Genomic DNA, 11,669 nt, shown 5'->3' on the forward strand with positions numbered 1-11,669 from the left:
CGTGGTCATCACGACCAACCTGAGCTTCAGCGAATGGGCTGGCGTCTTCGGCGACGCCAAAATGACAACCGCGCTGCTCGACCGCCTCACGCACCACTGCCATATCGTCGAGACCGGCAACGACAGCTTCCGCTTCAAAGCGAGCGCCGCAGCGACAAAAGGACGAAAGGAGATAGCCAAAAACTTGACGCAAACCTGACCCCAAACCATAGTTTCAGGCGGGTCAGTTCTCAGTGAAAATCCCGGGTCAGTTCCTCGCGGAAATCAACACATTGACTCCCGCATCGAGAATCGCCGACCGGCGGCCATCCGGCAGCATTTTCAAGCCGCAGACGCTGGCGATCAGGCTTTGCGCATCGTCGACGACGGCCCGGCCGCTTTCGAAAATCAGGCGCGGCCGTTTCTGGCCTGCATCGAGCCGGTATTGCGTTTCGCGGGCCAGCGCGCCGCAGATCGCCTCGGCGTAATCATCGAGATCTGGAACGGCCTGTTGCGGCGGCTGATAGACGCCCTGCAAGGCGTTGCGCGACGGCAGGCCGCCGCCGATGTCGATATAGTCGATCAGATGATCCTGCCCGGCTTCAACTTCGCGCATGAATCCGCACATGATTTTCACCTGGGATTCATAAGCGCGCGGATCGAGAATGAAGGTGCCGATATGGCTGTGCAGCCCATGGAGCTGCAGATAGGGATGGGCGGCGATGCGCCGCGCCGCCTCATGCGCCTGTCCGCTTTCGAGATGAAAGCCGAACCGGCTCCAGGCCTCGGTGAAGCCAGTATCGAAGGTCAGGCGCAGGGCGAGGCGGACGTTTTGCCGCCGCTCGCTGGCGATGTCGCCTATCAAAGCCAGTTCATCGAAATGATCGACATGGATCATCGCCCCCTCGTCGATGGCGCGTTCAAGCTGAACGCGTTTCTTGTTCGGGCCATTGAAAATTATGTCGTGACCGGCGACGCCATTATGGCGCGCCTTGTCATATTCGAAGCCGGAGACGACTTCGGCGATCGAGCCTTCCTGATGCAGGATATTGCAGATCGCGGTGGTGTAATTGGTCTTGTAGGACCAGCCATGGACTACGTCGGGCCAGCGGCTGTCGAAGGCCCGCCTGATCTTGCGGATGTTTTCGCGCAGGCGGCGTTCGGAGGTCACGAAGACCGGCGAGCCATAGGCCTCGACCAGTTCATGCACGCTGACGCCGTCGATAGCCTCGATCAGGTCGCGCCGCGCCGTGCGGCGTCCGAATTTGTTGAGGTCGCCGAGGCCGTGCGGCTTGAGCAGCGGGGTTTCCCATTGGGGGGCGGAAGGCAGGTTTTTCATGACGGGCTCGCTTGTTTGTTGACTTGATTGCAAGGGAATGGAGGCGAAGGTCACATGGCCGCACTTAAAAACGCCTTGGCGCGGTCGTTGCGCCCGGTGTCGCCAAACAGGCTGATCGCCTCCATTTGCGCGAGGTTGAGCACCACTTCATCGGCGAAGCGGATGAAGCAGCGACCGGCGACGGCCTGGAGCGGCAAGGCGCAGGCGCGTCCTTCGAGCAAATGCAGAAGCGCTTGCGGCAGGTTGTATTCGGCGCCGGCCGTCAGATAGGCCCAGGCCGGAAAGCGCGGATTGATCTCGATGAGATGCAAGGCCCCTTCCGCATCCCGCAAGGCTTCGACCTCGAAGGGTCCGCGCCAGCCCAGTTCGGCGACAAGGCGGCGCGCCATGTCTTCCAGTTGCGGATCGACGATGCTGACGCCGGCCCAGGCCTTGTTCTTGTCGGTCAGCGCGCGTTTGCGCATCGACACATGGCCAACGAGTTCGCCCGCCGCATCGGCGAGGCCGCAGAGATTGACTTCATAGCCGGCGATGAAGGGCTGCGCCAGAATCGGGTAGCCCCACAAGGCCGCCAGCTTGTGGAAAGCCGCCCGCGCCTCGGCGACGGAATGAACGATGGCGGCGTCATAGAAAGATCCCTTGAGCACATAGGGATAGGCGAGATCCAACTCCTCCGGGCGCTCCAAGGCGGACGGATCGCCAATGCGCCGGCAAGAGGGCGTCAGCACGCCCGCCGCCGCGGCGAGTTCGGGCAGCCGATCCTTGTCGCGGCGACGCAATTGATGGGCGGTCGGCAGCAGCGCCCGCACGCCGCGCTCCCGCAGCCAGGCCTCATTAGCGATGAAATTGGGCAGTTCCGCATCGAGCGATGGAATGATCGCATCGAAGCGCGTTTGCGCGAAAATCTCGTCCAGCCTCTCGCGCAGGGCGGCCGGACCTTCGGAGGGATAAGGCAGCAGAAATCCCCGGTCGATGACGGCTTCGGCATGCAGGCCGGGATCGAGGGCGTCGTAGCCGAGGCCGATCAAACGGCCGGCGAAATTTCTGTCATGCCGGATGCAGCGGGCGACGGCAAAGCCGGGGCCCGGATTGTCCGCGCGGGCGTTCATCCCGGTGAGGCCGATCGTCCATTCCTGCGATGGTTTGGCGGAAAATTGGGCGATCATGGGAAATACCTCGTCAACTGGCGCAGGAAAGCCGCGACGGCGGGACGGACCAGCGCCGGGCGCTGGTCGAATTGCGCGGCGAGACGAGAGGTCGCCGCCTCCTCGTCGGCGCCTGCGCGAAGCAGCGCCAACAAGGCCAGCGCAACGCCATTGGCCGAGAAACTCTGGCCGGATTGCGGATCGAAGACGAAGCCTCTTTCGGACACAGCCAGACCGGCCAGACGGTTTCGTTGCATGGATGTGATCTCAGTCATTGCTGATCGCCCTTTGCGTGTGAAAACTTCCCACTTACAGCGTCGATATACGTGGGAGTAATTCCCACGTCAAGACGGCGGGCTTATCGAAATCAGATTTCTTGGGTCGGGCGCTAATGGGTCGCGCTCATGCTTTGCCGGAGATCGCCAATTGCCGCTTCAAGCGGGGGCAGCATCTTTGCGCCTGGATAGCAGTCTTGCTCACCGCTATGGCGTCGCGCCTCGTGGCGGATGCGCTCGTTCGGGAATGGCGGCTTTTCGTCAAACTTATTGATCGGCGAATGACGACCGCAAAGCCTGCTATTGGCGCAGAGCGGTCCTTTCCCTAATGACCGCAATTCGGGTTATAGTGGACCCTCAGCCGCGAAAACTCCGGCGGTTTGCCGAACCAGGCAATGTTGGCACGAAGGGATGGGTTTGATCGTCAATTCGAGACTGGGGTTATTGCTGGGGTCGTTTTCAGTCGAAAGTTATAACATATTGAAAATAATAATTTTATCGCATAAAAATCGCGGACGCTCCCTCCGCCATTAACGCAATCTATCCCATTGTTTTAATGATGATTTCCGAAACGCGATTGCGAGCGGTATTACAATTGGTCTTACAATTCGACATGGATTAGGGCGAATTTGGGCGGACAGGCGCGGACAGTTTTCTTCTCGAATGCAGCCTACATGGCCGCCATGTGCTCGATAAGCTCCCGGAATCCGCCACGCGACGCCGTGGCGGGATGCGCGCGCTGCTCCGCACGCTGCTCGATCTCCGCGCGCTCAATGCGCGGCATGTATTGCCGGCGCCGCGAACGCGCGAAAGTCGCAGCCTCGCCACCGCACGCTTCGAGCGCGTCGAAGACCATGCGCAGCTTTGCGGGATTAATCGAGCGCATGGATTATTCCTCGATTAGGCGCGCAAAAAGTCGCCAACCCAGCCGGCGGTCACTCCGTTCAAGAAGGCTTTCCGCGCCTCGACCGGGATTCCTTTGGCCGGGTTCGAGTCGTCACGATGACGGCTTTTGACGTATGCGACCGTCCTAACGGCGTCCGACCGCGACAGGTCCGCTTCAAGTTCACGCGGGTTAAAGTCTTTGCTCATGGATTATTCCTCGATTTAGGATTGGGCGATACCAGAGTAAGACCGCCCCGCCACAGTGCGTCCGTGCGGCGGGGCGCTTTACCGTCTTTTTACGACGTGCCGGCTTTGAGGATTTTCGCAGCCTCGTAGTTCACCACCGCGCCGCCTACGCGCTTGGTCGTGTAGAACAAGACGTAGGGCTTCGACGAGAACGGATCACGCAACACGCGGATGCCGATCCTATCAACGATACGATAGAACGATTTCCAGTCCGCGAAGATCACGGAATAGGAATTTGCCGCAAGGTCCGGCATGTCTTCTGCGTCGATGATCTCGTAGCCCGCGAACGTCGCCGGCGCGCCAGCAACGAGGGAGGGTTGCCACAAATATTCGCCGTAGCTGTTTTTGAATTTTCGCAATCTCGCTTGCACGCGGCGATTGAAAGCCCAACGGGCATTTGCTCGATACTGTGGCTTGAGGCCATATATCACGTCAAAAAACACATCGGGGCCAGCGCCGGGCGTTGCCGAAACGGCCGTGAAGTCGCCGCTGGCGCCGGTCGCAAAATAGCCGATGGAACCCCACGCCCAAGAGGCATCCGCGACGATGGAACTGGTCAAGAAGCCCTTGGGCTTCTTCGACCCGTCGCCAGAGATGAACGCCGCGCCTTCCTTCTGAGCAAAGATCGTGGAGGCCTCGCTCGCCACCCATTGTTCGATGTCGATAAACGAATCGTCCAGCATCTGCTGAGTCACGGCCGGCTGCGCGTAAATTTCGCCGGGCACGATCTCGATTTCCGCAAGCTGCGACGCTGCGGTTTGCGCGCGCGGATCGGTCTCGCCAACCCATCCCGCCGTAGTGCCGCGCTTGTTCACGGGCTGCTTATATGAGCCGGTCGAGATCGCCTGCACACCCGCATAAGCGCGGATGGGCGAAATCAGCAGCGCCAAGGAAATCAACTGCCGCTCGACGGCCGGCAGGACAGTGAAGCCGCCGTCCGCTTCGGAGTTGGACGAAAGCGCCTTGAGTTCGGGAACGGTCTCCGCGATCCGTTCCAGCTCCATCTTGTTATTGTCGCCGCCTTTGCGCAAATAGCTGTCGAACTTGCGCGAATAATCGTTGGCCTCGCGTGACTGGCGCGAAAGGTCCTCGCGCGCGGCGGAGAAGATCGCCGAGCGCTTGATATCGAGTATTTCGCTGTCGACGCGACGCTGCATCACGTCAATAGCCGAATTGATGCGATTGGTCTCTTCGGAACTGATCGGGTCGGATCGGCCGCGCTTCAGTTCGGCAAGCTCGCGGCTGTGTTTTTCTTTGAAGGCCTCAAAGCCGCGCCCGACGTCTTCGACGAGGTTTTTGATATCGGAGGATGTGTAGCTCTTTGTTTCGAGCCCATGGCTCGGCTGTAAATGTTGATAATTCATATTGCACGCCCCTGGGATGGGGTTACGTGCGATTAGCCCTCATCCCGAGGGCTGCTCGCGGCGATGCGACCGAAATCACTTCAGCGCGTTTGCCGCCCCTCATCACGAGGGAGGACTTTTAACCTGCCATCACGGCGGGACCTTCGAGGGAAAGAGGGCGGGGACACAAGGACAACCCCGCCCCTACATCGACGAAAGGCAGGTATAGTGTGCCACAAAGCAGGGCTAGAGGCAAGTATCTGCGGCGATCTTCTCACGCAGGCGGCGGCTTAATCACGCCCTTGTCGAGGCTTGTTCCCGCGATGGCGTCGAGATCATCGCCGAGGGCTTCGCCACGCGCGGCGGCTATTTCGACAGACCGACGGCTTTTGTTTGTCGCGTCCGCAGTGGCGCTAGCGAACGCAGAATTTTCGCTTGCTAGACTTCCAGTATGACGGTTTCCCTTAAACGCTTCCGCCTTCGTCTCTGGGTGCAATTCCTCATAGATCGCCTTGCGGCGCGTAATGGCCGACGCCTCTTGCCCGCCTAAACTCGCCCTAATTTATGTCGCATTGTAAGACCAGTTGTAATACCGCCACCAAATCGGATGCAGAAAATCAATCAAAATCAATAAGATATACTGTTTAAATGGCGGATAGGAACTCCGCATAATGGGACAAATGCCGCGATGAGGAGGCCCAAGCCAAAAAGAGGCAGAGGGACCAAAGCGGCCGATTGGTCGCGAATTCCAATCTTGAACACGCTGAAAATGTTTTGATTTGTTTTAAGTTTGCTCGGCCGGATGCATGACAAGCCACGGCATGCCAGGCAGTCTGCGGGCCTCCTCTACCACTCTCAGTTCGAAGGCCGAGGCGCTTTCGCCCGGCTCGCGGGCCCATGACTGGCCGGTCCGCAGGTTCTCGCATCGCACAGGCTCGTCGCCGATTTTTCCCACGACCTGCCAGACGATAGCCGTAGGGCCTCCTGCCTTCGCGGTGGCTGCGCTTTCCAGCCGGCCAAGTCGTAATGCAGTTGTCTGTCTCAATGTCCTATCCTTCCTGTACGTGCAGCAGTGTCGAGGACGCGCGTCCAGAACTGAAAGTGGTCGCGCTTAATCAGGTCGCGCATCGTCCGGCTGTCCATGCCCATCGCGCGGGCAACGGCGCTGGCTTGGCTTTCCGCCCCGGTCCGCCCCGCATGTGCAGCTAGCTCGTCGAGGATCGCTCGCAACTCGGGCGGAATTTTGGGCGGGCCAGACGTAACGCTCTTCGCCGCTTCAAGCGCTTTCAACCGGGATTCAAAAATCCTGTTCATCGTTTTTGCCCTTCCAGGGCCAAAAGCCGTTGCTCAAATTCTTCGCTTTCGAGCGCCCGGCGCCGCAATTCAAAGACGCTGGCGATTGTCATGGCCTCATCCGGCGTCACTTCGCCCGCGCCCATTGCCGCCACAAGCGCCGCCGTCGCAGTCGCAACGTCCGACGCGCTTTCCACCGGAGGAAGGTCAAGCCGGACCGGGCGCCCGCGCCGCAGTGGCGCGATGCGATCAATAATTATTTTTGCCGCCGTCATGTCGCCGGACCGCGCCGCCGCGATAACCGCCTTCACGATTTCCGCCGCGTCGTCTTCCATCATTTTTTCCGCCAACATCGTCGCCTTGTGGCGTGCGCCCTGCGGCCTGCCAGCCGGGTTGCCGGATCGGCCTCTCTGAAAAGGCGCTCCGCGCTGTTTTCGCCCTGTTGTTTCAGCCATGGTCCGGCCCTTCCTCGCATCGCTCGCATCGCCAGACCTCGCGCCCCGCGATGCGCGATGCGCGACCGGCATAGTCGCCGCATCGGCAAAATCGATCGGTCTCGCCACGCCGCGCCGCCTCTAGGTTCTTGGCGTCGGCGATGCGTTGGGCCTTGGCGAAATGCGCGGCAATGTCGATGACGACGCCGCGCCGCATGGTGTCCGAAGTGTCCGGTCTGTCCGAAATGTCCGGTCTGTCCGAAATGTCCGAAGTGTCCGAAGTGTCCTGCCTGTCCGGGTTGTTGGCTCTGTCCGGATCGGACAAAGTGTCCGGATTAGGTGTCCGGGCGCCGGACAGATGCCGGACACCCTCAATCCCTTGTTTCTCTAGGGATAGAGGCCAACTGTCCGGACCGGACACCCCTACGCTGTCCGGCCCGGACACTTTCCGGACAGCGGCCTTTTCGAGATAGGCAAGGGCGAGGGCGCGCAAGCTCATAGGTCAGCCTTTCTTCAATCTGTCAGCAACGGTTGACTTGGCGAGGCCGGTTCGATCCGCGATTTGGCGGAAACTCAGGCCCTGCGATTTGAAGGCCATTATCGCGTCGTCGTCGTCGGCTGGTCTTATCTCGCTGGTCGTCCACTGGCCGCCGACAAGCTGCGCTTCAAACGGTTCCGCGTCGGCGCCATAGAAGCCCCGCGACTTGGTGAAATGCACTTCAAAACGCGCGCCCTGCGAAGCCACGTAATCGACGGGCCGCCGCAGGGATATGACCGTATCAAGCACGTCTTCCTTCCTGCTGGTCCCGCGCTGGGCGCCGCCCTTGCCCGCATGGTGAACCAACAAAACCGACTTTCCAGCCGCCCGCTGACGCAAGCACCATTCTTGAACAGGCCCCCACGAATCGGCGTCGTTCTCTCGCAAGCCCCGGCAGATCGTCGAGAGATTATCGACCACGATCATGTCCGCGTCTTTGATTGCGGCGTCATAGAATTTATGGGCATCCGGGTTTGCCAGATCGGGCAGGCCGTCCGGCTGCAAGTCGGCTGCGACAAAATTTAAATAGTCGTCTGGTGCTTCACGGTCCGCGTTGGCGACAATTGAGGCGAGCCTTTCCTTCAGGGTCAGGCCCGGCATTTCGCCGTCGATATAGACGACGCGCCTTGCGCGTGGCGCTTTAAACCGCATGAACTCTCCGCCGCTGGCAACCGCGTAGGCGGCGCCCATCGCGAAATGCGTCTTACCAATCCCGCGCTCCGCAAAGGCCATAGCGATGCCCTTTTCCGGAAAAAAGGGCGCGATCATCATTTCGCGCGGGGGGAACTCGCGCTTGAGAAGCGCCGCCGCTGATAGAGTAACCAGACCGCTTGTATAAGCAGGCGTGAAGGTCTTGCGGTCCGTCGCAACAACTGGCCGCCCATCGGCGCGGCAGGCGGGTTTGGGCAATTTGAACGCGGGGCTTGCGCCGCCCCGGTTTTGGTCGCGCCACCAAGCGTTGCGCCGCTCCATCGGCCATTCGGCATAATCAACAGGAGGGATGCTCATTGGGCGATTCTCCCCGCTGCTGCGACAATTTCGCGCGCCTCGGAAAGCGCGGCATTGCAGGCTTTCAATCGAGAAAAGGCTTCGCCCATGTCGCCGCGCATCGCCGCGCTTTCGGCCAGCAGTCCGTTGACTGCGATCAGTCGGGAAGCGGTTGCAAGGCCATCGGCTGCAAGCGGCCATGCGACCGTCCAGCGGGCTTCAGGGGCTTGATTTTCGGATGCGGTGGGGATAGAAGGGACGACGTTGTGATTGCCTTCCGCCCGGTCTCCCGCGTTGGCGCGCGGGCCGGGCGTTCGCATTTCTGGGGCGCCGGTCATCAGTTCGTCCCCTCGGTCGAGAGCCGAACCGCTTCCGTATGGGGAACCAGAGTCCGCCCCCCGATGCGGATGACGTGGATTTTTCCCGCCTTCACATATTTCCAGAAGGTTGCTTTGCTGATTCCGATGCGTTTGCAAAAATCGGTAACGCGATGCGCCAGCAGCGTTTCGTTGAGATAGCTCGGAGACATCTTGACCACCATCTATTTGTGTTGCGATGGCCTCAGAGTGTCTTATCCGGTCCGTGCACGCGAATCCGCTAATTCGCCTTGAAACCCCGAATTAACGGCTTCCCGTGATTTTTGGGCGTTTCAGGGTCTAAAAGTCTTCGCAGGCGTAATCGACTGCCATGCGAATCATGCCCCCTTCATTTTCCAGTGAGCCTACAGGCAAAAGTGCTGCAACCTCAGAACAAAACCGCGTGAACGGTTGATCCTTGACGCCAGTGAACGATTCATCGCCAACAGTGGTTATATCAACTCGCGTCTTTACTGGACGCTGTTTCACCCATGTCATCCATACATAGGCGATTGAACGTGCGAGCATGTGTTGCTTCAGATTGGCAGGCGCGCCGCGTCCAGAGACCTCTTTCAACGCAATAGGGGCATTGTCCTGGACAAAGAAATTAATTTTGGAGGCTGTATCCGCCGCACCTCTTACCATTCGGGAAAGAGACAATCCGAGGCCAGGGGACTGCCGCAACCAATTACCGTCGCGTTCGGCAACAATTATTTCAAGTGCGGCCCATAAATTATCATCAATTGAAAGAAGTAAATCTGCGGCTGCATTAAGTTTATTTGCTGCATCAATCATAACCTTGAAACCATCCTTAATTCTTTCCTGACTTAAATCATTATTATTTTCAGATGCATTATGTTGAATTTTTTCATCAATCATAACAGCACTGTTGTTTCCTTCATAATTTAGTATTGATAATTTCAGATGCTCCGTAATATTTCGGATATCCGATTCACTGCAATTCCGTGACTTAAGCATAGAAATAATATCTGAAAAATCTAAATCGCGATCAAGCCACCCCGCTTTGTTATTGATCGTGAGCAAAAACTCATTCGGCTTTTTCATTGCGCGTTTCCGCCAGCATCGCAGGGAACACGGAAACCGGGTGATGCGTCCCGGCTTGTCGGATGGCCGTCCTATCCACGCTATCGGAATTATGCGCTCGGTCGCGTCATCTGCACAACATTGTCGCCCGCCTTTGGCTCGCAATAGCGCGCCCAAGCCGCCATCAATTCGCGCCGTTTTTCCAGCGCATCGCCGCGCCTGTAAGCGGCCTCGGTCTGGTCGCGCACGACATGCGCCAGCGCCGCCTCGGCAACGTCGCGCGGAAAGCTGGTTTTATCGCCGCACCAATCGCGGAAGGTGCTGCGAAAGCCGTGCGCCGTCAGTTCGCCGCGCCCCATCCTGCGAAGCACAGCGGTCAACGTCATATCGGAAAGAGGCTTTTCGGATCGGGCGCCGGGAAAAATCAGACCGCTCCGATTTGCAAGCGGGCGCGCATCCTTTAGAATTTCGACGGCGCGGTCGCTCAACGGGACGCGATGCGGGCGCCCGGCCTTCATTCTTTCGCCCGGAACAACCCACAATTTTGCATCGACGTCGATTTCTTCCCATTTCGCGCCGCGCACTTCGCCAGACCTTGCCGCAGTCAGAATTGCAAATTCCAGCGCCATAGCGCCAACGCCCGGCATGGCGCGCAACTCGGCTGTGAATTGCTCGATTTCAGGATAGGGCAGCGCGGCATGGTGTCCGCGCTTGGCGTTCTTCTGACTCGGCAGCTTTTTGCCGAAAGCCTTACGCTCGGCAGGGTTTGGCCGGATACCGGCATGATCGAAAACCGCTTCAAGCCGCATACGCAAGCGCGATGCGGTTTCTGCCTTTTCAATCCAGATCGGCGCGAGAATTTCGAGCAAATCATCCGTTGTTATCTCGTCAATGATCTTGGCGCGTATCGAGGCGCAATAGGCCGGACCAAGCGTCATTTTCCATTGCCCCAAATGCTTGGCATTTCGCCAGCCCGCCTTTTGCGCATCTATTGTTGCATCCGCGACGGCGCCAAAGGTCGGCTTTCCAGCTTCGGCCTTTTTCGCCTCGCGCCTTTGCGCAATTGGATTTTTCCCGGCTGCGACCGTCTGCCGCGCTTCCGTCGCCCGCTCGCGCGCCGTCGCGAGGCTCAGCACGTCGCCAGCGCCAAGGCCCATTTCCGTGACCTTGCCGCCAAAGGTGAAGCGGAAAACCCATTTCTTCGCGCCGCTAGGGGAAACGACCAGCCAAAGCCCGGCGCCGTCGCCATGCCGCCCAGGCTTTGCCGTCTCAACCTTTCGCGCTGTCAATTTGCTTGCCATCGCACCGCCTCCAAAAAGCTTCCACCAACCGATTTGGTCTTACAATCGGTCTTACAATCTGACGCGGATCATAGCGGATTATGGCGGACAAGGAAAGACGGTTGTGCCCTAAAAGCCTTGATTCTCTAGGGAATTAGCGGACAGGGGAAAACAAGGGAAAACGGTAATTCTACGGACGCTCCCTCCGCCATAATAACCGCCGACCGCATTGTTTTTAATGAATTATCTCAATCAGCGAAATATCCGGCCCCAATTTGGGTCCCACTTAGGGCGTTGGATTGCAGTGGCCGTTGATGGACGAAGGCTTTGGTGCGTGACGTAATCGAGTCTGTATAAAAAGTTGGATCATATGCCCCTCGCTTATTTCCGGGCTTGGCTTTGACCTTAGAGCAGTCCCCGCTTGGCGTGAATCGGAATGATTTGGGGGATTCCCTTGGGCGTGGAAATGGGCGAATCTTGGTTTCCCTCTGAATCGGGAGGCGCAGGATGTCGCGAGGCTATTCC

The 11,669-nt window shown here is 58.8% G+C and carries 14 protein-coding genes; 1 reads left to right on the plus strand and 13 read right to left on the minus strand.

Annotation, left to right across the window (positions count from 1 at the left end):
* On the plus strand, positions 1-199 hold a 199-nt coding region (locus tag QZY01_RS15530; protein ID WP_294538718.1), incomplete at its 5' end, for an ATP-binding protein.
* Between the two features lie 48 nt (positions 200-247).
* Here the strand turns inward: QZY01_RS15530 and QZY01_RS15535 are convergent.
* The 13 genes from QZY01_RS15535 to QZY01_RS15595 all read right to left on the minus strand — a co-directional run bounded on the left by QZY01_RS15535 (position 248) and on the right by QZY01_RS15595 (position 11,165).
* Entirely contained in the window at positions 248-1,318 is a 1,071-nt protein-coding gene (locus QZY01_RS15535) for an alanine racemase (protein WP_294538721.1), read from the minus strand.
* A 50-nt stretch (positions 1,319-1,368) separates the two neighbouring features.
* Entirely contained in the window at positions 1,369-2,484 is a 1,116-nt protein-coding gene (locus QZY01_RS15540; RefSeq protein ID WP_294538724.1) for an ATP-grasp domain-containing protein, read from the minus strand.
* The gene (locus QZY01_RS15545) at positions 2,481-2,738 is read right to left on the minus strand and encodes a PqqD family peptide modification chaperone (RefSeq protein WP_294538727.1); all 258 of its coding nucleotides are present in this window, start codon (positions 2,736-2,738) and stop codon (positions 2,481-2,483) included. The genes QZY01_RS15540 and QZY01_RS15545 overlap by 4 nt, the downstream gene beginning before the upstream one ends.
* Positions 2,739-3,408: 670 nt before the next feature.
* Positions 3,409-3,624 (minus strand): hypothetical protein, encoded by a 216-nt coding sequence (locus tag QZY01_RS15550; protein ID WP_294538729.1) that lies wholly within the window; start codon positions 3,622-3,624, stop codon positions 3,409-3,411.
* A 295-nt stretch (positions 3,625-3,919) separates the two neighbouring features.
* Positions 3,920-5,233: a phage major capsid protein gene (locus tag QZY01_RS15555; RefSeq protein ID WP_294538731.1), complete on the minus strand. Its 1,314-nt coding sequence runs from the start codon at positions 5,231-5,233 to the stop codon at positions 3,920-3,922.
* 1,020 nt (positions 5,234-6,253) lie between these two features.
* The gene (locus QZY01_RS15560) at positions 6,254-6,526 is read right to left on the minus strand and encodes a hypothetical protein (RefSeq protein ID WP_294538734.1); all 273 of its coding nucleotides are present in this window, start codon (positions 6,524-6,526) and stop codon (positions 6,254-6,256) included.
* Positions 6,523-7,032, minus strand: coding sequence for a DUF5681 domain-containing protein (locus QZY01_RS15565; RefSeq protein ID WP_342394903.1), 510 nt, complete (start codon positions 7,030-7,032; stop codon positions 6,523-6,525). Before QZY01_RS15565 ends, QZY01_RS15560 begins: the two co-directional genes overlap by 4 nt.
* Positions 6,953-7,438 (minus strand): hypothetical protein, encoded by a 486-nt coding sequence (locus QZY01_RS15570; protein WP_294538740.1) that lies wholly within the window; start codon positions 7,436-7,438, stop codon positions 6,953-6,955. Before QZY01_RS15570 ends, QZY01_RS15565 begins: the two co-directional genes overlap by 80 nt.
* Before the next feature lie 3 nt (positions 7,439-7,441).
* A complete protein-coding gene (locus QZY01_RS15575) occupies positions 7,442-8,449 on the minus strand; it encodes an AAA family ATPase (RefSeq protein ID WP_294538743.1) in 1,008 nt (335 codons plus the stop codon).
* Between the two features lie 32 nt (positions 8,450-8,481).
* The gene (locus tag QZY01_RS15580; RefSeq protein WP_294538746.1) at positions 8,482-8,802 is read right to left on the minus strand and encodes a hypothetical protein; all 321 of its coding nucleotides are present in this window, start codon (positions 8,800-8,802) and stop codon (positions 8,482-8,484) included.
* Positions 8,802-8,993, minus strand: a complete 192-nt coding sequence (locus tag QZY01_RS15585; protein WP_294538748.1) for a helix-turn-helix domain-containing protein — start codon at positions 8,991-8,993, stop codon at positions 8,802-8,804. Before QZY01_RS15585 ends, QZY01_RS15580 begins: the two co-directional genes overlap by 1 nt.
* A 127-nt stretch (positions 8,994-9,120) precedes the next feature.
* Complete coding sequence (locus QZY01_RS15590) at positions 9,121-9,885, minus strand: hypothetical protein (protein ID WP_294538751.1); 765 nt, start codon at positions 9,883-9,885, stop codon at positions 9,121-9,123.
* Positions 9,886-9,974: 89 nt separating this feature from the next.
* The gene (locus QZY01_RS15595) at positions 9,975-11,165 is read right to left on the minus strand and encodes a site-specific integrase (protein WP_294538754.1); all 1,191 of its coding nucleotides are present in this window, start codon (positions 11,163-11,165) and stop codon (positions 9,975-9,977) included.
* Between the last annotated feature and the right edge of the window lie 504 nt (positions 11,166-11,669).

The organism is uncultured Rhodoblastus sp. (assembly GCF_903903185.1).
Taxonomy (GTDB): Bacteria; Pseudomonadota; Alphaproteobacteria; order Rhizobiales; family Beijerinckiaceae; genus Rhodoblastus.